The following is a 25024-nucleotide window of genomic DNA, read 5'->3' as shown; positions in this document are numbered from 1 at the left end:
TTAACCCGCAATATTTAACTGCGCCTCTCAGCACATTTAGAGCAGTGACGCGAAATAAAAAGCGACAATGGCAACGAGTGTAACTAGCCCAATTTTTATACCAAAAAAATTGTCTTGTTTCTTTTCTATTGCGTCAAAGTAGCGCTCAATGGCGATAGCAATTGTCGTTGGGCGTTTATCTTTATCTGACTCAATTAGCGAAGCAATCCAAGTTTTTAACGGTTTAAACTGCTTTTTGGTTGGCGCAAAACTAGGCTTTCTTTTTAATTTTTCATCGGCACTTAAGTCTGCTGTTTGTTGTATAAACGGTAACTTGTCACAACACAGCTGATAAAAAACGACGCCAGCGGCGTACAAGTCGGTTGTGTGGTTGCTCTCTGAGTGCAATAAATATTCTGGAGGAGCGTAATAAGGACCTCCATTTAATCGAGTTGACGTCATATCTTTACTTAAAACGGACAAACCGAAGTCAGCAATAAAAAGATTGCCCTTGTTGTCTAGCATGATATTTTCTGGCTTTATATCTAAGTGTTTTACACCTGCTTGTTGCGCATAATTTAGGCCTTCCATAAGCTGTTGAATTATGTCTAATGTTTGTCCGGCTGAAAGAGACTCACTGGCAATAATATTTTCTAAACTGTCGCCTTCAATCCAGTCCATAGTAATAAAGTGTAAATCTGCTACCTGGTGGTATTCATGGAACTTAATAATATTTGGGTGGATCAACTTTTTTACAGCAACAAGCTCATTGCGAAAGTTAGTAATGGTACTCTCATCTTCAGTCAATGAGTTATCTAAAACTTTTAATGCGATCAAAGTGTTTGAATTCATATCTAACGCTTGATAAACAAGGCCGTAGCGACCTTTACCTTGTAGGCTTTCAATCTTATATCGGTCAAGCAGTATTTGACCTTCACAAACAACAGGCAGGCCTGCAAAATTGTGGCAGATTTTTTGTTCATCCTTCGTTAAATCTGTCTTAATCTGATCGATGTTTTTCATATTGCTTAGCTAATACTCCGTTGATATTCTTACTTGGATAAATTAATTCATGAAAAGTGACTAAAAAAACTAATTAATCTAAATAAAAAGTATCCATTGAGGCTGAATTTAGTTAAATTTAACACTGGCTGATTAATAACGATCAGTCAGCGATAAATAAAATAATAATTAAAAAAGTTGTGCGCACCCTAAGTATTTTAAGTCTTTTTTACATAATTGGTAGCTTTAACAGCTATGCCGATCAAAATTGGAGTCAGCAGAATCTAGCTGTCACAGTCTCTGCCGTTCAAAAATCCACAGAAATATATCAAGAAAATGTTACTCAAAGTAGTATAAATGCCAGCTTATCAATAACTAAGCTATTTAATGGCGTTGGCGCAAAGTTTTCAGCAGATATGGCAACATCGAAATTTTCTGATTCTAGTTCTATGAATGATATTAGCGGAGAGCTAGATTACGCCGTCAGCTTAGAAAGTCGGATTTTTCTAAGCTCAGTAATGGATGTGGATGTTTACATTAAACAAAGTGAAAAGTTAGAATCAGTAGACCTAGAGCAAGCTAGATTTCAGTCAGATTTTTCAAGTATTGTTTCACGTGAGGTTAGTTCTCAAGGTGTATTATGGACGATAGGTCGTGCTAGTCAAAATCGCTCTCTAACTATTGCGCTAGATCGAAACCTTGAAATAGAAAACTTTAGCGACACTAATTTGCTTTTGAAAAAAAGCAACACATTAGCAGCATCAGTTGTTTATTCAGATCGAATATCAGAAGACTCACACTTTTTAGTGCGAGTGGGTCAACGTCAAGCAAAAACCGATTTTTCCAATACAAACAAACAAAAACTTGATATCACAAACGCATACATAGGTCTTAGAACTGCATATCTTGGCAACAGCCAACTTGATATATTGATTGGTAATAGTCATCAATATCAAAATGATAATGCCCTAGAGTCAGATCTTTTTTCATGGCAAATTGCGAATAGAATTAAGTTAAGTGACGATTTTATATTTAATTTAGAGACGACAAGACAGTTTGACAGCTCGCCCGATGCCAATTTTGGTAGCGTAGAACAAACAGGTTACATTGCTAACTTAGTTTGGAACGTAAATCAGAGTTGGTCGCTAAACTCCTATCTGACATACAAAGACTACCAATTTGGCAACGATATTTCAGCGGATAGTTTGGGTATAGAGCAGAGTATAAAGTGGAATTTATCTGATTATTTATCTATTTCATCAAGTCTGCGTTATGAAAATTTAGACGGTTCTCGACAAGCGCTTGTACACGACGGCTTTAATTGGTCATTGAGCATGAGCTGGGAGATTCTATAATGTCACGGGAAAGCCTTAAGCAACTGTTCAATGTAACAACAATAGTTTTATTCTTTGTATTATTGATAGGTTCTATGCCTGCTTTTGCCAGTGAGTACCAACTAGGCCCAGGTGATGAAATTGAAATCTTTGTTTTCCAAGAACCTGAGCTGAACGTAAAAGCCAAAATAAGCCAAGCGGGGTTTATTAATTTACCTTTAATCGGGCAAGTCAATTTAGAGGGCTTAACGGGCGAAGAAGCTAAATCAAAAGTAGAAAACTTGTTTAAAGATGGATACTTAGTTAATCCTTATGTTACGTTAACAGTTCGACAATATCGTCCGTTTTTTATTCATGGCGAAGTGAAAAGCCCTGGTAGCTATAAATATCAGGCTGAATTGACGATAGAGCAGGCAATTGCATTATCCGGTGGACTTAAAGATCGCGCATCTAGTTCAGAGTGGATTGTTCGGCGCGGTTATCCGGAAGTTACGTTTAAGGCAAAAAAATCGACGATAATTATGCCTGGTGATGTTATCAAAATAGAGAAGAGCTTCTTCTAATATGGATGAAAAAAACAAACAAATACATCAGTTAGATGATGTTATAGACCTAGGAGAACTATTTTCGATCGTTTGGTCGAGAAAGTGGTTTGTGGTCTTGTGTGTTTTGTTATCCTTTGTTTTGACTTATAACTACTTGCTGAAGGTTCCTGATAGGTTTACCTCTTCAACCTTAATTATGTTCAAAGAAACGTCCTCCAAAGCTGATGCTATCCAAAATATAATGACAAGCGGACTCACTGTTGCGGATAATACAGAAACAGAGCTGGAGTTATTAAGAAGCCGCCGTTTTGCAGGCCAAATTGTTGATAACTTGAACCTAATTCATAATGTGCATTATCAAATGCAGTCTGGTTACGAACCTTTTGTTCATTCAGAACAGTTGCTCGTTAAAAATCGCTCTTATGCTATCGATATACTAAGCGACAACATAGATGTTTTACCCAAGGCTGGTACCAACTTGGTCGAAGTTTCATACGAGTCACACTCACCTAGTCATTCAGCCATTGTTGCTAACGAAATTGCCAAAACCTTCATTAATTTTAAAGAAGAAATTATGGAAGGGAAGAACAAAGATAATGCTTACTGGCTGGAATCGAAACTTTCAGGAGTAAAAGAAAACTTGTTGGAAGCCGAACGAAAAATAGCGGAGCACCAAAACGAGCATGGTTTTATCGATATAAATAGTGCGATAGCGGTTGAGAAATCAAAGCTCGAAAAATTAACCAAAGAAAAATATGACACCACCCGTGAAGTTGAGCGCTTACAAATATTGAAGCAGCAAATACTTCAGCATAAATACTCGCCAGAAGAGCTTTTTAGTATACCCGCGGTCGCTAATTCAAAAACGTTAAGTCAAAGCAAGCTTAAATTGCAAAATACTCAAGAAGCATTCGGCCAAGTTAAGCTTCGTTACGGCCCAAAACATCCAGCATATATCAAAGCGAAGTTGTTGTTCGAGGACGCTCGTTCTGAAGTGTCACTAGAGCTTGATAGCCATATTAAAACCATCAACAAAACATTACAGCTTGAGTTATCTAATGTAACGTCGGTAGAAGCCGCATTAACAAAAGCAACGTCAAGACTCAGAGATCTTGGCATGATTGAATTTGAATACGAAAAATTACGCCGAGAGTTTGATGCGAACCTAGAGCTATATGAAAATTTGATGCGTCGATTAAAAGAATCAGAAATGATGAGAGATCTAGCTAATGCCTCAAACCTCCTTGTTGTTGAAAAAGCGGAAGTAAGCTCTAGCCCAAATAATAAAAAGTCGTTACTCATATATACACTAGCAGCACTCGCCAGTGCGTTGTTAGCCGCTATGATAGTCCTTATTGAAGCCATGTTAGCCAGCAAAGTACTGCAGTTTAGAAAGGTTGCAAGATCCTACAACACTAAAATAATTGGTGTGGTGCCGAAAATAAAGGTGCGAGGTGTACGTAAAAAGCCGCTGGTCCAGCTCGATCCGTCAAAACACATGAATTTCATGGAGGCGCTTCGTTCAACTCGAACGAACATTTTGCTTGATGGGAAGTTGTCGCGACAAAAAGTCATTGCAGTTACATCTATTACCCCAAACGACGGTAAATCAAGTCTATCAATCCAACTAGCCAATAGTTTTTCTGAGCTTGAAAAGACCATACTTGTTGACGCGGACTTACGTTTTCCATCAATTGGTGACGCACTAGGCATTAATGTTAATAGTCCGGGTCTTACTAATCTAATCGCGAAAAAGCAAAAGCTTAGTGAAAGTATTCATCGCGATACCGAATACAAATACCATGTGTTAACAGCGGGTTTCCAGTCAAAAAATCCGTTGTTATTTTTGTCTCAACCAAGACTAAAGAAGATAGTCGATGCGCTAAAATCAAACTATGAGCGGGTTGTGTTAGAATGCCCGCCAGTAATGTCAGTTAGTGATGCATTTGTCATTTCAAAGCATGTTGACAGTATTTACCTGATTGTTGATGTTGAAAAAACCAGTCAAAATGAATTAAGTAACTGTTTAGAAGAACTCGCACAAGCTAATATTATTGTTGGCGGCATCATATTGAATAAGGTTAAGAAAACCGAGAAGTACTATACCGGAGTATATTCAAAATATTTAAAAGCAGATTTATCAAAAGCAAGAACCGCCTGACTTAAATAATCATCAACTTTTAAACCAGTCTTTGTCGTCATCAGCTATTATTATCCTTAACCAATTCAAAGGAGTAATGTGTGCGCTGTAATAAAGTCCTCTTTGTATTCCTCTCCTTATTTTTAGGATCGCCATCAGCCGGAGCTGCTGAGCAAGTATCGTTGCAATTAAAGTGGATGCATCAGTTTCAGTTTGCTGGTTATTATGTCGCTTTAGAGAAAGGTTATTTTAAAGAAGCTGGTTTTGACGTTACTATTAATGAGCGTAATCCGAAAACCTCGCCTCTTAATGATGTTCTCGAAGGGCGCGCTGATTTTGGCATTGCAGATTCGAGTATTGTTCTGCACCGTTTATTGGATAAAAAAGTCGTTATCGCTTCGACTATTTTCCAATCGAGTCCTTTGGTTTTAATGAGTTTAAAATCAGCGAATATAACTAGCCCTTATGACTTAATTGGCAAGCGTATTATGTATCAACGGTCTGTTGATGATGCCTCTATTCAAGCTATGTTGCAGTTGTTCAACATTAGTAGCGAGCAGTTTACCTATGTCCCACATAATTTTAATAATTGGGCATTAGTAGATGAACAAGCGGACGTACTTTCGGCTTACTTATCGAATCAGCCTCATTTGTATAGAAAGGCAGGCTATGAGGTAAATGTACTTGACCCGAGTAGCTATGGAATCGACTTTTATGGAGATCTTATTTTTACTACTGAGTCGCGCGTCAATTCAGATATGGAAGGGGTTAAACGTTTTGTAGAAGCCGCGAGAAGGGGATGGCAAGACGCGGTGAATAATCCTGAGCAAGCAATCGACCTAATATTAAATAAATATAGCCCCGATGCCGATAGAGAGAAGTTACAGCTTGAGGCAAAATCGACGCAGCAGCTTATTAAAGAGCGTTTTGTACCAATCGGAACTGTATATCCAGAAAGATTTGATCGTATCGCACAGGCTTATATAGATTTAGGTATGGCAAGTGCAGGGTCTTCAATAGACGGGTTACTACTCTCTGACCACCAAGCTCAACCATTTCAATTATCTACAAATACAATTTATGTTTTAGCAGCAGGATCAATAATCCTATTTAGCTACTTGGCTTACCAAATGATATTTAATCGTCGATTACAAGCGTTGGTCAAAGATAAAACGCTAGCGTTGGAGAGAGCAAACGACTATTTAAGTCATAGTGTCGCGCTATTAGAAGAAAAAAATGAAGAGCTAGCACAATCAACAGAAAAGGCGGAAGTAGCAACGCGATCCAAATCAGCATTTTTAGCAAACATGAGCCACGAAGTTCGAACACCAATGAATGGCATTTTTGGTTCTCTGCAACTTATAAAACTAGAGAACTTACCTGCCAATGTTAAACACCTTGTAGATCAAGCGTTAACATCCAGTTCATCTTTATTGACTATTATTAACGATATATTGGACTTCTCTAAAATAGAAGCAGGAAAGTTATCATTAGAAACGGTTCCTTTTTCATTCAGGAGTATTTTAGATACTGTATTGGCACCACAAATAGCGTTGGCTCAAAGCAAAAACATTACATTAGAAACAGTCCTTGATAACGATTTTCATGATGGTTGGATTGGAGATCCGACGCGGATACAGCAAATATTTACCAACATTATTTCCAACGCCGTAAAATTTACCAATACAGGCGGAGTGACTATCAAGATAAGCGCGAGAGAAAATAAAGGTGACGATACTCAGATTTTGTTTATTGTAAAAGATACAGGTATCGGAATGGATGATGAATCTGTCAGTAAGCTATTTTATCGCTTTGAGCAAGCCGACACATCGATTACAAGAAAGTTTGGTGGTACAGGGCTTGGAATGCCAATTACCTATATGTTGGTTGAACTAATGGGTGGAAACATTCAAGTAGAGAGTGACCTTGGTAAAGGCAGTTGCTTTACGATTTCAATACCACTAAAACCCGATTATTCATTTCCTTCGCCTAGCAACATACAAAAAGAGGAAGAACTTGATATTCCTGATTTCGCATCGAAGCGAATTTTAGTTGCGGAAGATAACAAAGTGAACCAAATGATATTTCGCGCCATATTGTTGAAAACGGGTTGTGAGTTCGAAATAGTTGAAAATGGTCAGCTGGCCGTTGATTTAGCTCATGAACGAGATTTTGACTTAATATTGCTGGATATCCAGATGCCCATTTTAGATGGTTTGTCGGCTTGTAAAGTATTGAAAAGTAAGCCAATCGCCAGTCCACTAATTGCTGTAACTGCCAATGTTATGGCTGAAGATATAACTGAATACCAAATAGCAGGCTTTGACGATTATGTTGCCAAGCCTATTGATATAAGCAAATTTTATTTGGTTTTAATGGACCATCTAACTTGAACTATGGACGTTAACACACATGGCTAACATTAGCTTTTTAATCGATTTAGTAGAAACATCATTAATCAAATCTATACAGCCCGGTATATCAGGACCAGGTAGACAATCGTTTTATTGCACTGAGCAAGGTGAGGGTTTAACAAAGCTTAAATCAGAGCCAGCAGACATTGCTCTTATACAAAGCAATCGGTTTTCTGCATCAGACTTAGCCTTGGTAAAAGAATTAAATGAGTCTACCGAAACTGAGATAATTATCTTTAGTGATGGAAAGCCAAATGCCTATTTAGATGAGGCAATGTTTAATGGTATTACTTATCACTTTAGAGCACCCTTCGATATAAAGAATATTACCGTTACCCTTGATGAGCTTGTGGAAGACTTAGGGGAACAAAAGCATGTTTCAAAGTCAGCGAAAAAAAGTGTATTAGATCAATTTGGGCTACTTTTGGGATCATCAAAACCGATGCGAAAGCTGTATCGCACTTTACGCAAAGTAAGCGCTACGCAGGCTAATGTTTTCGTAAACGGTGAGAGCGGAACTGGTAAAGAGCTTGTCGCCAATACAATACACTTAGTCAGTAGTCGAGCGAACGGCCCCTTTATCGCTGTCAACTGCGGTGCATTGAGTCCAGAGTTAGTGGAAAGTGAATTGTTCGGTCATGTTAAAGGCGCATTTACCGGCGCCAATCGTGATCACAAAGGTGTGTTTGAGCAAGCAAATAATGGCACATTATTTTTAGATGAAATTACCGAAATGCCACTAGAGCACCAAGTTAAATTACTAAGAGTGTTAGAAACAGGGGACTATAGGCCTGTTGGCAGCGACAAGACTTTGCATTGCGATGTAAGGGTAGTAGCAGCTTCAAATAGAGTAATGGGTGAAAACTTTAATGAGTTTATTAGAGAGGACCTATATTACAGGCTAGCTCAATTTCCAATTCAAATGCCGCCGCTTAGAAATCGAGGCGATGATATTGTTGGTTTGGCTCAGCACTTTTTAGCTTACCGGAATATGGAAAACGGTTCGGCCAAGTCAATGTCATCAGAGGCGGTAGATATGTTAGAAGCACACCATTGGCTTGGTAATGTACGAGAATTGAAGCATGTGGTCGAGCGCAGCTTTATTTTAGCCGAAGATGTAATTGGGCCCGAGCACATACTTTTTGATGAGCTTGCATCTAGTGAAACAAGCGATGCTGAACTGGGGATTCCCCTTGATGTCCCATTAGAAGATATTGAAAAAATAGCAATTGAGAAAAACTTAGAAAAAAATAAGGGAAATAAGTCTGAAACAGCAGAAAAACTAGGGATTAGCGTAAAGACGCTATACAACAAACTAGAAAGGTACAGTGAGGACTAACTCACTGTGCAGTTTAAACAATCAAGCTGTTCGGAGAGCCTACACTAGCCGCCAAAATCCGGGGTGGTAGGAGAAACATCCATCATCGCCAAAAACTTCTCGCTGTTAAGTAACTTAGGTTCAAAGTGGGGGTTTCCCTTGATCTGCTCCCAATGCAAACTCAGTGAAACAGACTGCTGGTGCCAATTATATTGTTTGATAGCGGCTATTTTAATTAGGCTACGCTCTTTTGATAGCATACCTGTATGACAGTCAATTACAGCAAATGATATTAACCAAGATTTAGTATTAAACACAAAATCAGAAAGCTGCAGGCTTTGCTCGTCGCTACTTTGGGCAAGATAACTAAACACTTCGTTAGTGGATCTTAAGTGTATTTCTTGCTCTGTTCTATTGTCCTCAGCCTCTTCTTTCGCAATAGTTGCTTGGAGTAAGCTTGGATCTGAACTCATTCCCCAAAGATCGGTGCCCATCCAATAGTAGCCATAACCATAATAACGATACAACTCTGTTTCAAAATGACGAGATACCGTTTCCTGCTCCTCTACATCTGGACTCTGCAGTAACTTTTCGGTATCAATACTAAGGCAAACCTCTTTTGCGTCTAGGTTCACATAATAGACTGAAACTGGTGATACTAAGAGCTTTTGGCTCAGTGGATTCCACTTTTGTGGATCAACAACTAAATACCGAATAACATGATCTTCATCAGTAAATAAGAAATCTGAAACGACGCCATACGTGCCATCAATTGTCTTAATTTTAAAGCCAATTAGGGTGTTAATGTTTATGTTCATTTCGCGTCTCCGTTTTCATCAGTTTGCTCAATAGCTTCTTTCGATAACAGTACATTAAGCGATGCCGGTTTTATTGCGATGTTTATTTCTGTTGATTCAAAAGTCTCACCGTCGATGACATACCCAATGGCGTTTTTACTTCGAATCTTAATTGTTTCCACCTTAGCGGTATGAATCGATTCAGGTGCAGGGTTTTCTGATACGCCAGCGACGATTAAGCTTGCTACGTCAGTGAAGTTTTCGAGAGATGTATTGCTCTCATCAAACCAAGTAACATTTAATAGTCCATCGTGGAAATCGGGTTTGCCGTCGCCTTGGGCTAAAACCGTAGAGAAAGGCGCTGCGTTGGCAACGACTAAGCTACGCGTCTTTATATGTTTTGCTTGATTTGAGTCAAATTGGACCATTAAATCCAATTGCTCAGACGTATTCAGTGCTTGCCAAAATCCATGTAAATAAGCAAATTGACCAAGTTTGTTTTTAGCATCTCGATCGGCAGACGATATCATTTCTTCTTCTATACCAACGGCTGACACAAGCAGCATGGTTTTTTCGTTACAAACTGCGGTGTCCATGGCAATCGTGTTGTTACTCACAATATGTTTTATGGCGGTTTCTACGGGGATAATTTTACTGGATACGCCAAACAGTGTGTGTGCCAAAGCATTGGCTGTACCTAATGGGATTATGCCAAACTTGATATCAGTATTAGTCAGCTCTGTTGCAACTTCAGCAAGCGTGCCGTCTCCACCCGCCGCGATGACAAGTGAAGTGCGCTTATCGATTGCTTCTTTAGCCCAGTCCTGTGCACTTTTGGTTTCGGTTGTTTCTACAACAATTAGATTAAACCTTTGTTCTAAATAGGCCTGAATTTTATTTTTGTATTTTGGCCATTTGCCTTTACCCGAAACAGGATTTGCGATTAACCAAGCCGGTTGCATTAAGGTTAAAAGACCTGCTTCTCGATATTGTATTAGCCTTTTCAATTGTTTTTTGTTTAAACCGGCTTGATTGCGAATATCAGTGATACTACTAAGTACATCTCTTACATCTTTTTCCGGATGTTTTGCTAGTAAATAAGCAGCAACACAAAATAAAGAGCGACCTCTTCCTAACGCACAATGCACCATTACCGGCTTGTTCTGTCTTCGTTTATTGTCAATCCAATTTAATGACTGCCTCAATTGCTCAGGGGTTGGACTACGGTGATCTAGAATAGGAATATTTAAATAATCGATATCTAGAAAACGACTACTCCAATCCAAAGCGTCGAATTCAGCGGTCACATCTAATACCGCTTTTACGTCATGATCTTCTAACTCCATGGCTTCTTCGGCAGATAAACGGCTGGCTAGGTAAATATGATCTTGAATGTGGTGTATGTAGTGGCGGTTTCTTTTAACGTCTTTGCGTTTTGCTATCTTATTGTATAACTGTACACCAACCATAAACGGTAGAAAGATAATGCGGATAGCGACTGGGATAGAACCGTCGGTACGTTTTCTAAAGATTCTTGGCTGATTTGTCATATAAGCAACAAATACAACTAAGAGTGAAATGGCAATCCAGTTAAGCAAAACACTCAGGATCACAGAGTCGATTTGAGTTGCCGTGTAGGCCAGTAGAGCGCCAAAAAATCCGTATAAATACTCTATGTACATGAAAACCTCAGTTGAAATGAATCCAACGATTATTAGTTAATTATAGAACTAAAGCGAGAACCATGCCTTATTTATAACGCATTGAAACTATTAATTTTTATTTTAATTGATTAGGTTTGAACAATATCTCCGTCACTTTTACTGTAAATATTACACAAGCATCAGGTCAATTCTTCAAGAAAATATAAAATTTCAGTTCAATATTCTCGGCAAAACTTATGTCCTAGTCTTATAAATTTGTTTATTAACATGTGGTTAGTGTTGTATTTGTCGGTTTGGCATAAAGCTAGCTACTTTACTTTGTTTTTCTGAATTTAGTAGGTTGTACAAGATGAAAAAGTATTATGACTCAGGTCCCCTCGTCTTTATCGAGGCGAGCCAATTTTATGAAGACTTAGCCAATCAAGTAGAAGACCTGTCTGTTCGGCATGGGCTTATAAAAGTATCTACGGTTTTTCAACAGCTAGCAGGCAAAGTAAAACAATGGATGTCATCGAGTCATGACACCGATGTTATTCATTTGATAATGTCGAATTGGAATAACCATTTTTATCAAGCTCGTGTGGGCAATACGTCAACACCAGAGCTCTCGTTACTTGAACAACGTTTAAAAGTAGAGAGTGAGCATCTTAGCGAACTTAGAAGTACATTTCAGCTGTCAAAATCAGATGTTGAAAAGCGCAGGGTGGCTGACCTAATTGCGACTTACTTTGATGCTATCGAAATACTAAAAAAGTTATCTAATCAAGCAAGGAGTGAACACAATGCCTAAGGTTGGAGTAAAAGCCCCTGTTATTGAGAAAAAAGTAGATCAGTTACTTATTCCTTTTCAGCGATTTATTGATGATCAAACGACGAGTAGTAAGGTTTTACTACTGACGACTATAGTGGCATTGATAATTGCAAACTCAAGCTATGCTGATTCCGTTTACGGAGGATTACATGCGCTATTCGGGTTAGCAGTTAATGATAATTTGTATCAGATGTCCATATTGCATTGGGTTAACGACGGGTTAATGGCTTTATTTTTTCTATTATTAGGTATGGAAATTAAACGAGAAGTTCTTGTCGGTGACTTAAGTTCGCCAAGCAGTTTGATACCAGTTTTAGCCGCCGCCGCTGGTGGTATGTTTTTCCCCGCGACTATATTTGCTGTACTCAACTACAATACAGAATATATAGCAGGCTGGGGTATTCCGATGGCGACGGATACGGCGTTTGCAGTAGGAATATTAGCTTTATTAGGGACTCGAGCCCCTCTGGCTGCCTTTGCTTTTTTAACAGGTTTAGCAATTATCGATGATATTGGCGCGATTATGGTAATCGCATTGTTTTATACAGACTCTATAAATAGCTTTTACTTGCTGTTGTCAGCAATTCTAACCGGAGTCCTCTTCTTCTTTAATTTTATCGGCATTCGTCGCCCATTTATGTACATGTTTGTTGGTATTTTATTGTGGTTGTCAGTTCTAAGCTCCGGTGTTCACGCGACTATTGCCGGTATCTTAATAGCGGCCGCGATACCAGCTAGGCCGAAACATAAACCGACCGTAATGGTTGAAAAACTATCAAAAATTACTCAACGTTTTCAGCGTATCGTTATCAATAAAGGTAGTCGAAAGCCTGTACTTGCTTCCAAAACACAACACGAATTGGCAGAGCAATTAAAGGTTACGGCAAATCAAGCGACCACTCCACTACGTAGATGGGAGCAGTTACTTCATACACCAGTAGGGTTACTTGTGTTACCAATATTTGCCTTCTCTAATGCCGGTGTACAGTTAGACTCATCAAGTTTATTGGAAACGCTAAATAGCACCTTGGCCTGGGGCATCTTTTTAGGACTTATTGTGGGTAAAGGACTAGGTATTCCATTTATGGTTTGGTTATCGATAAAAACAGGTATAGGCCAATTACCCAAAGGGCTAACCATGAGACACATAGTTGGACTTGGGATGCTCGGTGGTATTGGTTTTACCATGTCTATATTTATCACAGGTTTAGGTTTTGAAAACAGTTTGGAAACGCAAGCCATTGCAAAAACAGCAATTCTTGTTACTTCTTTGTTTGCCGGTGTGGTAGGTTATATTTTGTTCAAGTTTGCGCCAACTAATAATTCATAACAAGGAGTCACCATGCCGGATAGTCAGTATATCTCTGAATTGAAAAATCGTATTACAGAGAGAAATCCAAACCAAACTGAGTTTATGCAAGCCGTTACTGAAATACTAGATAATGTCGCCGAAGAGTTGGAGGATAACGATGAGTATCGAAGGTATCGTATTTTTGAGCGCTTAACTGAACCGGATAGAATTATTTCATTTAAAGTTGAATGGTTAGACGACAGAGGCTGTGCTCAATTGAATAGAGGTTGGCGCGTTCAACAATCGAATTTAATTGGGCCTTATAAAGGTGGATTAAGATTTCATCCAACGGTAAGTGAATCGGTGATTAAATTTTTAGCGTTTGAACAATGTTTCAAAAATGCGTTAACAGGTTTGCCTTTGGGCGGAGGTAAAGGTGGATCTGACTTTGATCCAAAAGGTAGAAGTGATCATGAGATTATGAGTTTTTGCCAAGCATTTATGACACAGCTTTATCGTCACATAGGAGCAAACGTTGATGTACCCGCTGGAGATATTAATGTGGGCGCACGAGAAATAGGCTTTTTATACGGTCAGTACCGTAAAATACGGAATCAGTTTAGTGGTGTGCTAACTGGCAAGGCAATAGAAATGGGTGGTAGTTTAGTTCGCACAGAAGCCACCGGTTTTGGTGTTATTTATTTTCTACAACATGTTCTTGAACATAAAGAACTGCAGTTAGAGGGCTTAACGCTAACAATATCTGGTGCTGGCAACGTAGCCCTATTTGCAGCGAAAAAAGCACTAGAGCAAGGTGCTAAAGTTATTACTTTATCAAATTCTAGAGGTGTACTTTTTAAAGATAATGGCTTTAGTAACGATGATATTGAGTGGCTGATTAAATATGACAATATCAAAGACAATACTTTGTTGTCTTTTGCAGAAGAGCGAGATGGTGAATGGCGAGCGGGAGAGAAACCGTGGCAATATAAGTGTGATGTTGCTGTGCCTTGCGCCACTCAAAACGAAATGAACGGTGAAGAAGCATCAACACTTATTAAAAACGGCTGCAAAGTGGTCATTTGTGGTGCAAATATGCCTTGTACTTCCGAAGCAATTGAAGCTATTCATAATGCGAAAAACTGTTGCTACATTCCCGGCAAAGCATCAAATGCTGGTGGGGTAGCCGTTTCGGGGTTAGAGATGTCACAGAACGCGGGCTTTGAAAGTCAGACCTTTGAATATTTAGACGGTCGTTTACGAGACATTATGAAACACATACATGGTCAGTGTGTTAAATGCGGTGAAAGTGATACTGGCGACGTAAATTATGAACGTGGTGCAAGTGTTGCAGGCTTCCATATTTTAGCTAAAGCCATGTTAGCACAAGGCGTGTAGGGCCTGAAAACGCTACACATTACCTAAAAATTGCAAAAAAGTGGTTATTTTTACGGATTATACGAAAACAACTGTTGAATTTTATAAATAGGTTCCATAGGATAAGCCTTGTCTCAACTAAAGGATAAAATAATGAACAAAAGTGAACTAATCGAAAAAATGGCACAAAGTGCTGACATGACTAAAGCTGACGCAGAACGTGCACTTAACAGCCTAGTTTCTACAGTAACTGAAGAGCTTGCTAAAGGCGGCGACGTTTCTTTAGTTGGTTTCGGTACTTTCAAAGTTAATGACCGTGCAGCTCGCACTGGCCGTAACCCTCAAACTGGTGAAACTATTCAAATTGCTGCTGCTAAAGTTCCTGCTTTCAAAGCTGGTAAAGCAATCAAAGATGCAGTTAACGCATAATTTACCGAGTCTCTCGATAAGTTGACAAAAAAAGCCTCATTGGAGGCTTTTTTTATTTTCATGATAAATTTTTCTGTACATTGTTAAAACGTTATATAAAATAAATGAGAATCATTCTCAATTAGAAAAATGAATAACATAAACAAAGGGTACACAATGAAACGTTTATTTTTAATTGCTATAACGCTTTTCACTTCTCTTACTTCTACCGTGGCTCAAAGTTCAGACACTGTTAATATTTACTCTTTTCGTCAGCCATTTCTTATTGAGCCTATCTTAGAAAAATTTACCGCTGAAACAGGTATCAAAACAAAAGTTGTGTTTTCTAAAAAAGGGTTAATTGAACGTTTAAAACGAGAAGGTAAATACAGTCCAGCAGACGTAGTGTTAACTTCGGATTTTAATAAGTTACTTCAGTTAAAAACAGAAGGTTTGACTCAGAAAATCGATTCTAATTTGGTAAATGATATTGTTCCATCACAGTTTCGTGATGAAGGTGATCATTGGATTGCTCTTACTAAACGAGCTCGCGGTTTGTACGTAAGCAAAAATTCTAGTGTTGATACAAGTACTGTTAAATATGAAGACTTGAGCGATAAAAGGTTTGCAGGAAAAGTTTGTACTCGCAGTGGTAAACACCCGTACAATTTAGGGTTAATTGCTTCAATGATTGCTCATCACGGTGAGGCGGATACTGAATCTTGGTTGAAAGGTGTAAAATCAAATTTAGCACGTAAGCCACAGGGCAATGATCGTGGCCAAGTAAAAGCCATTAAAGAAGGCTTGTGTGAGATTTCACTTGGTAATAGTTACTACTTTGGCAAAATGTTAACGGATGAAAAACAGAAGCCTTGGGCTGATGCGGTAAACCTAGTGTTTCCAAACCAAAAAGACCGTGGTGCTCATATAAACGTTTCTGGTGCGGTGATCACTAAACATGCACCAAACAAAGATAACGCGAAAAAATTATTAGCCTACTTAGTTGATGAATCAGCGCAACAGCAATATGCATCGCTAAACATGGAGTATCCAGTCAATCCTGCAGTTAGTGCATCAAAAATGGTATTGAGTTGGGGCTCGTTTAAAGAAGACTCGCTCCCTCTAACAGAAATCGCCAAGTATCGAGAGCAGGCGCTAAAACTTGTGGATAAAGTTAAATTTGATTTATAACTACACAGATAACCAATGCAGTTAAAAACTTCTAGGCTGACCTATGTGTCAGCCTTTCTCGCATTAATAATAGCGCTACCAATTCTGGCGTTAGTCATGACATCGTTTACAGAAGCGGGTCAAAGCTTTCAACATATTCGTGAAACGGTTTTATCAGACTATGTTGTAAATACATTAACTCTAATGACCGTCGTAGGTTTACTTGTGACTTTAATCGGCGTTCCAGTTGCGTGGTTGGTGGCTTGTTGCGAGTTTTCAGGTAAACATTTATTTAATTGGGCACTGGTATTGCCCTTAGCGATGCCCGGATACTTAATTGCGTATACATACACTGACCTATTTGATTACGCTGGCCCTATTCAGACGACGCTTCGAACGTGGTTTGATTGGAGTTCACCGGATGATTATTGGTTTTTTGATATACGTTCTTTAGGTGGTGCAGCCTGTATGTTGGCTCTAGTACTATTCCCATATGTGTACTTGATGGCCAAGGCAAACTTTTTAAACCAAAATGCATCACTAACGCTTGCTGCTAGAACCTTGGGTTACTCGCCACTTCGAAGCTTTTTCTCAGTCTCTCTACCAATAGCGAAAAATTCCATCGTTGCAGCGGTTTCATTGGTTCTTATGGAAACTTTGGCCGATTTTGCCACGGTTCATTATTTTGCAGTAAATACACTTACCACAGCTGTTTATGACACTTGGCTTGGTTATTATGACCTGGCCAGCGCAGCGAAGCTTTCTGTATTAATGATAGTGGGTGTTTTTGCGCTAATTGTTCTAGAGCATAAAACCAATAAACGCGGTAAAGACAGTAACAGTGCAAAAATGTCGATCCAGCCACTGACTTACCAATTAAAAGGATCAAAAAACATATTAGCAGTATTATTTTGTAGCCTGGTATTTATCGCAGGATTTGCAGTTCCTGCATTCGTGTTACTTAACTATTCTATTGATTATTATAAAGAAGTTTGGTCCTTAGAGGTACTGCAGTACGCTTGGAATAGTGCTTATATAGCGATAGTAGTGTCAATTTTGAGTGTAATAATTGCCTTAGTACTGAATGTCAATTTACGAAGTAATAAAACGAACTTATCTAAAAATAGTCTGAATATTGCAAGTCTTGGATACGCGGTACCTGGGACGGTATTAGCAATTGCCGTACTTATACCACTAAGTGGGTTAGATCATACAATTAACGATATAGCTGGTGCTTTTGGGTGGACAACACCTGGGCTTATATTAAGTGGTACCGTGGTAGCTATTATTTTCACCCATATTGTTCGTTTTTTAGCGATTGCTAACAATAGTATTAGAACTAGCTTTCAGCAATTAAATGTCAGTTATGATTGGGCAGCCAAAAGCTTAGGAAGTAAACAAAGTCGTCTGTTTCGTCAGATACATTGGCCGTTATTAAAAAGAAGCGCTTTTGTGGCGGGTTTGTTGATTTTTGTTGAGAGTATGAAGGAATTACCAGCAGCCTTGTTATTAAGGCCATTTAACTTTGACACGTTACCGACATATGTTTTTCAATATGCGAGTGACGAGCAATTGGAGCAGGCTGCACTAGGTGCAATATTAATTGTAATTGTTGGTCTCATCCCTCTTATTTTTATTAATCGCTCGATTGAACATAGCCAGAGCTAGGAAATATAAGTGTCGTTATTAACTATAAAAAATTTATCAGTAAGTTACGGTGATCAAGTTGTAATAAAAGACTTAGACTTGTCCATTGCAAATGGTGAGATAGTCGCACTATTTGGTCCATCTGGTAGTGGTAAAAGTACAATATTAAAAGCAGTTACCGGCCTTCTTAAGCAAGTTAATGGCGATGTGTTACTGTCAGGGCGAGTCCTTAATGCAGATGATGTTAACTTGCCTACCGAACAGAGAAATATAGGATTAATATTTCAAGATTACGCTCTGTTTCCTCATTTAACTGTACTGGAAAACATTGAGTTTGGGATAAAAAGGTGGGAATTAGCAAAACGTGAAGCAAAAGTAGCAGAGTTGTTATCCCTGATAAAAATGACTGAATATAAACATAGCTATCCTCATCAACTATCTGGTGGACAGCAACAACGTGTCGCTATCGCCAGAGCGTTAGCAACTGAGCCGGAATTACTTTTGTTTGATGAAGCATTTTCTAACTTAGATCCTCAATTTAGATTTGAGTTAATCGAGGAAATCCGCGTTATTCTTAAGTCGTCAAATATTGCCGCTTTATTCGTGACACACAATCAAAATGAAGCTTTTGTGTTTTGCGATAGAATAGCCGTTTTGCAATCTGGAGAAATTGCTCAAATTGACACTCCCGGCGAGTTATTCAATTACCCCGCCAATGAATTTGTTACTGAGTTTTTGGGACCTGGTGTTTGGCTTCCTGCCGTTATTGAAAATCCAAATCAGTTATCCAGTGAGTGGGGGCTTTTGCCATACGCAGGGAAAACGGATTTATCTAGTAAAATAGGCGAGCACGTTAAAGTTTACTTAAGGCCGCATCAAATAGGTCTTCAAAATAATAATAGTACAACGTCAACAACCCCTACCTTTATGATAGATAGTGAGCGCTTTGTTGGTGAGTTTTTTGAAAGTACTCTTAATTGGCACCATCAATCAATTAAAGTACGTACCCACGACTCGTTTTATAATCAAAAAGTGAGGGTAAGAATAAAACAAGCAATCACCCAAGTGTATTTTTAGAGTTATTGCACCAATTTAACTCAATTTAAGCACCGATATGGTGCTTTTTTTATGCCTAAAATCTTTCCCATCGCTTTAAGATATAAAAATCAATAGTTTAAGTTTTGGCACTCTTCTTTCAAAGCTATTGCTAATAGTGAGATAAAAACTTAAAGGAGCGCTAATTATATGAAAATGGTAACCGCAATCGTCAAGCCATTTAAACTTGACGATGTAAGAGAAGCCATCAGTGAGATTGGCATAGAGGGTTTGACTGTATCAGAGGTTAAAGGGTTTGGACGCCAAAAAGGACATACAGAGTTGTATCGAGGTGCTGAATACCAAGTGGACTTCTTACCTAAAATGAAGTTAGAGATTGCTGTGTTAGACGAACAGGTTGAACGTTTAATAGAGGTGATTCTGGAAACTGCAGGTACAGGTCGAATTGGAGATGGAAAGATTTTTGTCACAGAATTAGAGCAAGTCATACGGATACGTACTGGCGAAACTGACAACAATGCAATTTAGGAGCTAATATGGACGTTCAAATTTCTCATTTACAATATGCAATGGATACCTTTTACTTCTTAGTCTGTGGCGCTCTCGTTATGTGGATGGCGGCTGGCTTTGCTATGTTAGAAGCTGGTTTAGTCAGAGCTAAAAATACAACTGAAATACTAACTAAAAATATCGCGCTTTATTCAATTTCGTGCGTAATGTATCTAATTTGTGGTTACGCAATCATGTATGACGGTGGTTTAGGCTTGATCGCAATAGAGGCGATTAATGAAGCTGACGTTCTAAAGTCTTTTGCTGATAAAAAAGATCCTATGTTAGGTGATGCCGTTTATTCTTCTGCTGCAGACTTCTTTTTTCAAGTGGTGTTTGTTGCAACCGCCATGTCTATAGTCTCGGGTGCTGTTGCCGAACGAATGAAGCTATGGGTGTTCTTAGCGTTTGCGGTCGTAATGACAGGCTTAATTTATCCTGTAGAAGGTGCATGGACCTGGAACGGAGCTTCTGTATTTGGTTTGTATTCGTTAGAGGAGCTCGGTTTTTCAGACTTTGCTGGCTCTGGCATAGTTCATATGGCCGGTGCTTCCGCCGCATTATCAGGCGTTATCTTTTTAGGAGCAAGAACGGGAAAATATAGCGCCTCCGGTAAAGCCGTGGCTATACCGGGATCTAATATGCCATTAGCTGCGCTTGGTACTTTTATTCTATGGATGGGATGGTTCGGATTTAACGGTGGCTCAGTGTTAAAACTGTCAGATATGTCCAGTGCGAACACTGTCGCTATGGTGTTTTTAAATACAAATGCAGCCGCAGCAAGTGGTGTAATTGGTGCGTTAGTAACAAGTGTGGTGCTATTTAAAAAAGCGGACTTAACGATGGCGTTAAACGGCGCTTTAGCTGGTTTAGTTGTTATTACTGCAGAGCCGACGACACCAACGGCATTAACGGCTAGTTTATTTGGATTATTGGCCGGCATCATTGTTGTTCTGTCAATTTTAAGTCTAGATAAATTAAAAATTGATGATCCAGTGGGTGCCATTTCAGTTCATGGTGTTGTTGGTTTGATTGGCTTACTTATTGTGCCAATTACTAACCCAGAAGTGAGTCTATTTGGACAAATTGTTGGAGCACTGACTATCTTTCTATGGGTGTTTGTAACCAGCTCGCTAGTATGGTTATTACTGAAAAAGACTGTTGGTCTGCGAGTTACTAAACAGCAAGAATATGAAGGTGTTGATAGGTCTGAATGCGGTATTGACGCTTATCCCGAGTTTATCAAAGGCTAAAGTATTTTAGTTAGACAAAACTAGCGAATTAATCGCTAGTTTTGTCTTGTTCTAGATATTTTTGCAATATAGGAGTATCTGCTAAGGCAATACCGGTTTGTTGTGTCTTAGCTTTGTACATGGCTTCATCTGCAGACTTGACTAATTCATTCGCTGTTTTGCCATGCATATCAAAGATCGCACCGCCAACGCTAGCTTCAACAATAATGTTTTTTACCGCCAGTTGAGAGGTTTCCACGGCGTAGGCACCGCTAATAACATCAAACTTAATTTTGGCTAGCTGGCTCAAATTAGTTAAATCAGAAATATTCGGTGCAAGTAACACAAATTCGTCCCCACCATACCGTGCAACATAATCTGAGCCTCGGTTGAATACATTTAATCTAGAACCCACAGATTTTAAAATTTGGTCTCCAACTAAATGTCCATATTCATCATTAATTTGTTTGAAGTTATCTAAATCAATGAACAATAGAGCAAAACTCTTTCCATAACGAATACCTTCGTTAACCATTTCGTCTAACTTTGCATTAAAAGACTCCCTGTTATTTAACAAGGTTAATGCATCTCTAAAAACATTCTCTTCAAGGCTTTTTACTAATGAGAATCTTTCTTTTGAAAATCGAATTGATCTTAACAAAAGTGACTTATGTAAATCAGACTTTGGAATATAATCCTGTGCGCCTAATTGAATTGCTCGTTCTCCCGTTACTTCATCGTCATAACCAGTTAAAACAATAATAGGGAAGTTAGTTGCAAACTTTTTAACTCTAACCAACGTTTCAAGACCAACACTATCAGGTACATTTAAATCGATTATAATTAAATCGGGCGACATGTTTTTCATGCCATTTTCTAAATCAGCGACGGTCTCGAAACTCTTCAAACTAAAACTTGATTTAAAGTTTCCGATCAACATCGATTTGACCAAATAAACATCATCTTTGCTGTCTTCTAACAAGTATAATAATTGATCATTCATTCTTAACTCATCCTTGGCAACTCATTGTATTTAAACCAGTAGTCGGTTGTTGTGTTTAACAGACTTATTAAGTCACCTCTCTTAGAGGGCTTTATAAAATAAGACTTTGCTCCTAATTCATATGCTTTTTCGATATCCTTTTGATAATTTGACGTTGTATATATAACTATAGCTAATTTATTTAGTAACTTTTGCTCTTTAAGTGCAGTTAAAATGTCAAACCCTGACATTTTTGGTAGATTTAGGTCTAAAAAAATCAAAGAGCTTTCCATCTCGTCAGAGACTTCGGACCTATCTAAAAATCTAAACAGATTGTCACCATTCTCCATTACAGTAATATTACAATCGCGCTCGCAATCTCTCATTCCGCTCTTAAAGAAATAGACATCATCAGGATCATCTTCTACTAAAATTATATGATTCATAGTCATTCGCCTATTTTGTTAATGTCACTTTAAAATTAGTACCTTGAGACAACTCACTTTGACATTCAATTTTGCCACCGTGGACCTTGCATATCTGCTGACAAATAGCCAACCCTATTCCACTTCCTTTATACTTATCTTTACCGTGCAAACGCCTAAATGGTTCAAATATTTGAGTACAATACTTAGACTCCATTCCAATACCGTTATCTTTTATATTTATAATAGTTAAATATGCGGAATTTTGTATAGAAATAGTAATAATAGGCGACTGGTCTGATTTAAACTTAATAGAGTTACTTATTAAGTTTTGTAACAACTGAATTAATAATGACTTATCCGCATTTATAGTTTCTTCGCCATTTTCTATTATTATATTAGCTTCACTGTCTTCAATGGCCATTTGTAATTGGTCAGTGGCTGCATTGACAACATCATTTAGCGAGAAAACCGTTTTTTGTATTGCCATACTATTTATTTGTGAAAGCCCCAAAATATCAGAAACCATAACCCTCATTCTTCCTGCCGCATCACGAATCCTGCTTAATTGAAATTCACTGTCTTCGTCTAATTCATAATCAGTCGTAAGTCGTTCTGAAAGCATGTCACTAAAGGCTGAAATTTTACGTAGTGGTTCCTGCAAATCATGAGATGCCACCATAGCAAAGCGCTCCAAGTAGGCGTTCGACTCCTGTAGTTTTTCCATTAATTCTAACTGCTCGGTAATATCAATGAATGTGGTAAGCATTATTAAAGGGTTGTTGTAAATATCCCGTTTGATAATAGTTGTATTAGTGCTACACCAACGCCACCCACCGTTTTTATGACGATATCTATGTTTGTTTGACAGAGAAGCATTCACGGGTGATTGAATAACCAGTTCTATTTGATTTGAAATATCCACTAAGTCATCTGGGTGATAAATGCTGAGTTTATCTTGGGCATTACGTAGGTCTTCTAATGTATAGCCCAGAATATCGGTGTATCGCTGATTTACCCGGACCACATTTTGTTGTGTTAAGTCAAATAAACTAATTCCACAAATGCTTGCATCAATAATATTTTCTAAGAAGTTTTTGTTGTCAGATAGTTGTTGTTCAACTTCTTTTTGTGAGGTGATATCGATAGATGAACCAACGATTCGCACTACATCATTGTCAGCGTTTAAAATTGGATAAAGCGACGTGAAGTACCAGCAGTTTTTGCCTTTATAGGGGATCATTTCACTGTATTCGGATACTGATTTGATATCAACACAAGATTGGAAATGATGATTTAACTTTTCTACGATGTCTGCAGATAGCACTGTGCCCGATAATTCGGTTAGTAGTTTTCCTGCGACTTGTTCCGATGGTGCATTTAATCGCTCGCTAGCAGCACGGTTAAAGGTTAAAAAACGAAACTGTTCAGTGTCCTCAACTGACACAACCCAAATAGCATTATTCGCACCTTCATATATGGCGTTTAAAAGCTCTGTTTTCTCAGCGACTTGTTGCTTAAGAGCTTTACTGTCTTGTATGTATCGCAGTGAACCTGACATTGAAATAGGCACGTTATTATCATCGAAAATTGACTTACCGATAAAATTAAACCAGCCATATTCGCCACTGGAATTTTTACCTAGATACTCAATAGAAAACCGTTCTTTTTTATTAAAGAGGCTATTTAATTGTGTTTCTACAATTTTTAGTTGGTCTGGATGAATGTGTTGTTTCCAGTTTTCCAACGACTCTTCTAGATGGTCATTCGCCCCAATCAATTCCGCGAACTTATCTGACCAAGTCATTTGTTTTGAAGGGATATGATATTCCCAAATACCATCTTCCGCCGCGTTTATTGCTCGTTCTAGCTTTTTATGAGACTCGATAAGTTGACGTTTTACTTCCTCTATTTCCGTTAAATTTTGAAGCGTAAAAATATAGTAATGTTGTTGATCAAATTGCTTTTTGACTAAGCTGACTTCAGCTGGGAATACATTTCCAAATCTATTTTTAAATTGAAGTATGGTTTGCAGCTTGTCTTTATCTGAAAACAAGGTGTTTTTGTTATTAAGCTTGCTTAAAAAATCTAAATTACTTGGATCATCGGGAGCAAGTAAACCCTCTAATTTTATCGCTAATGCTTGCTCTTTATTAAAACCGGTTTCTGAACAAAAAGTATCGTTACATAATAGAATCTCGTATTCCTTACCTAATAAGCACGCTCCAATCGGCATAGTATCAATCATAAATTGAACTAACTTTTGTTGCTCTACTTGTAGATAAAGTTGTTCCTTTTCGGTTGTAACATTACTTAACGATTGTTTTATATCTTCCACTTGTTCAGGAGTCGATATTGTTACTAACGCTGGAAGGATGCGATATAAGTAGATAGCGGTACTAATAGACACTACGGCGGTAAAAGACTTCATGACACCATGCCAGCCATATATACCTTGCCAAATGGTAATAATGCCGAACAGGTGGGTGATACCGCAAAACAAAATAAAAGAAGAGAATAACCAGACAACTTTTTTGTATCCGATGTCTGGACGCTTGTGCGCAAAGATTAACAAAGCGATTGGAATAGAAAAGTAAGCCAGAGCAATAAGTAAATCAGCAACTACGTTTGTCCAAAGTATGTGAGGTTGCCACATGTAACAGTGCCCATGGGGCATATACTCATTGTAAAAGAAGCTTTCTAACGTATTACTATTCATCACTTCTCCTCGTTAGATTGAATAATCAAAATATATAGACTACTGTATTAAATAGCTTGAGTATAAATAAAGTCAAATAAAATCAAGTGTTTAAAATCGGTACTGAATGATTTTTCAAAGACCGACTTGTTAATTTATGTAACTAATTTCTATAACAAATTTTA

The 25024-nt window shown here is 38.2% G+C and carries 20 protein-coding genes; 14 read left to right on the top strand and 6 right to left on the bottom strand.

The features are described from left to right. Positions 1–36: 36 nt before the first annotated feature. A complete protein-coding gene (locus J9318_RS12335) occupies positions 37–1002 on the bottom strand; it encodes a serine/threonine-protein kinase (protein ID WP_210560194.1) in 966 nt (321 codons plus the stop codon). A gap of 179 nt (positions 1003–1181) precedes the next feature. Between J9318_RS12335 and J9318_RS12330 the strand changes: the two genes are divergently transcribed. From J9318_RS12330 to J9318_RS12310, 5 genes are all read left to right on the top strand, one after another. Further along, the gene (locus J9318_RS12330) at positions 1182–2336 is read left to right on the top strand and encodes a hypothetical protein (protein WP_210560193.1); all 1155 of its coding nucleotides are present in this window, start codon (positions 1182–1184) and stop codon (positions 2334–2336) included. Continuing rightward, positions 2336–2878: a polysaccharide biosynthesis/export family protein gene (locus J9318_RS12325; RefSeq protein WP_210560192.1), complete on the top strand. Its 543-nt coding sequence runs from the start codon at positions 2336–2338 to the stop codon at positions 2876–2878. Before J9318_RS12330 ends, J9318_RS12325 begins: the two co-directional genes overlap by 1 nt. 1 nt (position 2879) lies before the next feature. Continuing rightward, the gene (locus J9318_RS12320) at positions 2880–5021 is read left to right on the top strand and encodes a GumC family protein (protein ID WP_210560191.1); all 2142 of its coding nucleotides are present in this window, start codon (positions 2880–2882) and stop codon (positions 5019–5021) included. An 80-nt stretch (positions 5022–5101) separates the two neighbouring features. Next, complete coding sequence (locus J9318_RS12315) at positions 5102–7393, top strand: ABC transporter substrate-binding protein (RefSeq protein WP_210560190.1); 2292 nt, start codon at positions 5102–5104, stop codon at positions 7391–7393. A gap of 19 nt (positions 7394–7412) precedes the next feature. Then, entirely contained in the window at positions 7413–8753 is a 1341-nt protein-coding gene (locus J9318_RS12310; RefSeq protein ID WP_210560189.1) for a sigma-54 interaction domain-containing protein, read from the top strand. Between the two features lie 44 nt (positions 8754–8797). Here the strand turns inward: J9318_RS12310 and J9318_RS12305 are convergent, their stop codons facing one another. Next, positions 8798–9550 (bottom strand): PRC-barrel domain-containing protein, encoded by a 753-nt coding sequence (locus tag J9318_RS12305; RefSeq protein ID WP_210560188.1) that lies wholly within the window; start codon positions 9548–9550, stop codon positions 8798–8800. Next, on the bottom strand, positions 9547–11211 hold the full coding sequence (locus J9318_RS12300; RefSeq protein ID WP_210560187.1) for a diacylglycerol kinase family protein: 1665 nt from the start codon (positions 11209–11211) through the stop codon (positions 9547–9549). The genes J9318_RS12305 and J9318_RS12300 overlap by 4 nt, the downstream gene beginning before the upstream one ends. Before the next feature lie 331 nt (positions 11212–11542). Here J9318_RS12300 and J9318_RS12295 point away from each other — a divergent pair, with 331 nt between their 5' ends. The 9 genes from J9318_RS12295 to J9318_RS12255 all read left to right on the top strand — a co-directional run bounded on the left by J9318_RS12295 (position 11543) and on the right by J9318_RS12255 (position 20755). Beyond that, entirely contained in the window at positions 11543–11983 is a 441-nt protein-coding gene (locus tag J9318_RS12295; RefSeq protein WP_210560186.1) for a hypothetical protein, read from the top strand. After that, positions 11976–13334 (top strand): Na+/H+ antiporter NhaA, encoded by a 1359-nt coding sequence (nhaA, locus tag J9318_RS12290; RefSeq protein ID WP_210560185.1) that lies wholly within the window; start codon positions 11976–11978, stop codon positions 13332–13334. Before J9318_RS12295 ends, nhaA begins: the two co-directional genes overlap by 8 nt. A 12-nt stretch (positions 13335–13346) precedes the next feature. Further along, positions 13347–14693 (top strand): NADP-specific glutamate dehydrogenase, encoded by a 1347-nt coding sequence (gdhA, locus tag J9318_RS12285; protein WP_210560184.1) that lies wholly within the window; start codon positions 13347–13349, stop codon positions 14691–14693. A 132-nt stretch (positions 14694–14825) separates the two neighbouring features. Further along, complete coding sequence (locus tag J9318_RS12280; RefSeq protein ID WP_155696186.1) at positions 14826–15101, top strand: HU family DNA-binding protein; 276 nt, start codon at positions 14826–14828, stop codon at positions 15099–15101. A 156-nt stretch (positions 15102–15257) separates the two neighbouring features. Further along, positions 15258–16271, top strand: coding sequence for an extracellular solute-binding protein (locus tag J9318_RS12275; RefSeq protein ID WP_210560183.1), 1014 nt, complete (start codon positions 15258–15260; stop codon positions 16269–16271). 15 nt (positions 16272–16286) lie between these two features. Next, entirely contained in the window at positions 16287–17918 is a 1632-nt protein-coding gene (locus J9318_RS12270; protein WP_210560182.1) for an ABC transporter permease, read from the top strand. Positions 17919–17927: 9 nt separating this feature from the next. Next, positions 17928–18974: an ABC transporter ATP-binding protein gene (locus tag J9318_RS12265; RefSeq protein ID WP_210560181.1), complete on the top strand. Its 1047-nt coding sequence runs from the start codon at positions 17928–17930 to the stop codon at positions 18972–18974. A 168-nt stretch (positions 18975–19142) separates the two neighbouring features. Then, entirely contained in the window at positions 19143–19481 is a 339-nt protein-coding gene (gene glnK / locus J9318_RS12260; protein ID WP_210560180.1) for a P-II family nitrogen regulator, read from the top strand. 8 nt (positions 19482–19489) lie between these two features. After that, positions 19490–20755 (top strand): ammonium transporter, encoded by a 1266-nt coding sequence (locus J9318_RS12255; protein WP_210560179.1) that lies wholly within the window; start codon positions 19490–19492, stop codon positions 20753–20755. A 28-nt stretch (positions 20756–20783) separates the two neighbouring features. Here J9318_RS12255 and J9318_RS12250 read toward each other — a convergent pair whose 3' ends face one another. Genes J9318_RS12250 through J9318_RS12240 form a run of 3 tightly spaced genes read right to left on the bottom strand, consistent with a single transcriptional unit; the run spans position 20784 to position 24860 of the window. Next, on the bottom strand, positions 20784–21737 hold the full coding sequence (locus J9318_RS12250) for a GGDEF domain-containing protein (protein ID WP_210560178.1): 954 nt from the start codon (positions 21735–21737) through the stop codon (positions 20784–20786). 2 nt (positions 21738–21739) lie between these two features. Beyond that, on the bottom strand, positions 21740–22162 hold the full coding sequence (locus J9318_RS12245) for a response regulator (protein WP_210560177.1): 423 nt from the start codon (positions 22160–22162) through the stop codon (positions 21740–21742). Between the two features lie 10 nt (positions 22163–22172). Continuing rightward, positions 22173–24860, bottom strand: coding sequence for a PAS domain-containing sensor histidine kinase (locus tag J9318_RS12240; RefSeq protein ID WP_210560176.1), 2688 nt, complete (start codon positions 24858–24860; stop codon positions 22173–22175). Positions 24861–25024 lie beyond the last annotated feature (164 nt).

The sequence above is a fragment of the Psychrosphaera aestuarii genome, assembly GCF_017948405.1.
In the GTDB taxonomy this organism is placed as follows: domain Bacteria; phylum Pseudomonadota; class Gammaproteobacteria; order Enterobacterales; family Alteromonadaceae; genus Psychrosphaera; species Psychrosphaera aestuarii.
The sequence above is the reverse complement of the archived record's forward strand: the minus strand, read 5'-3'. Positions and strand labels throughout refer to the sequence as shown.

Excerpts from the sequence above, each read along its gene's own strand:
- J9318_RS12270 (WP_210560182.1), top strand. The coding sequence starts at position 16,287 with ATGCAGTTAAAAACTTCTAGGCTGACCTATGTGTCAGCCTTTCTCGCA.
- glnK (WP_210560180.1), top strand. The coding sequence starts at position 19,143 with ATGAAAATGGTAACCGCAATCGTCAAGCCATTTAAACTTGACGATGTA.
- J9318_RS12335 (WP_210560194.1), bottom strand. The coding sequence starts at position 1,002 with ATGAAAAACATCGATCAGATTAAGACAGATTTAACGAAGGATGAACAA.
- J9318_RS12255 (WP_210560179.1), top strand. The coding sequence starts at position 19,490 with ATGGACGTTCAAATTTCTCATTTACAATATGCAATGGATACCTTTTAC.
- J9318_RS12325 (WP_210560192.1), top strand. The coding sequence starts at position 2,336 with ATGTCACGGGAAAGCCTTAAGCAACTGTTCAATGTAACAACAATAGTT.
- J9318_RS12275 (WP_210560183.1), top strand. The coding sequence starts at position 15,258 with ATGAAACGTTTATTTTTAATTGCTATAACGCTTTTCACTTCTCTTACT.
- J9318_RS12280 (WP_155696186.1), top strand. The coding sequence starts at position 14,826 with ATGAACAAAAGTGAACTAATCGAAAAAATGGCACAAAGTGCTGACATG.
- J9318_RS12240 (WP_210560176.1), bottom strand. The coding sequence starts at position 24,860 with ATGAATAGTAATACGTTAGAAAGCTTCTTTTACAATGAGTATATGCCC.
- nhaA (WP_210560185.1), top strand. The coding sequence starts at position 11,976 with ATGCCTAAGGTTGGAGTAAAAGCCCCTGTTATTGAGAAAAAAGTAGAT.
- J9318_RS12310 (WP_210560189.1), top strand. The coding sequence starts at position 7,413 with ATGGCTAACATTAGCTTTTTAATCGATTTAGTAGAAACATCATTAATC.
- J9318_RS12250 (WP_210560178.1), bottom strand. The coding sequence starts at position 21,737 with ATGAATGATCAATTATTATACTTGTTAGAAGACAGCAAAGATGATGTT.
- J9318_RS12295 (WP_210560186.1), top strand. The coding sequence starts at position 11,543 with ATGAAAAAGTATTATGACTCAGGTCCCCTCGTCTTTATCGAGGCGAGC.
- J9318_RS12305 (WP_210560188.1), bottom strand. The coding sequence starts at position 9,550 with ATGAACATAAACATTAACACCCTAATTGGCTTTAAAATTAAGACAATT.
- J9318_RS12300 (WP_210560187.1), bottom strand. The coding sequence starts at position 11,211 with ATGTACATAGAGTATTTATACGGATTTTTTGGCGCTCTACTGGCCTAC.
- J9318_RS12320 (WP_210560191.1), top strand. The coding sequence starts at position 2,880 with ATGGATGAAAAAAACAAACAAATACATCAGTTAGATGATGTTATAGAC.
- J9318_RS12245 (WP_210560177.1), bottom strand. The coding sequence starts at position 22,162 with ATGAATCATATAATTTTAGTAGAAGATGATCCTGATGATGTCTATTTC.
- gdhA (WP_210560184.1), top strand. The coding sequence starts at position 13,347 with ATGCCGGATAGTCAGTATATCTCTGAATTGAAAAATCGTATTACAGAG.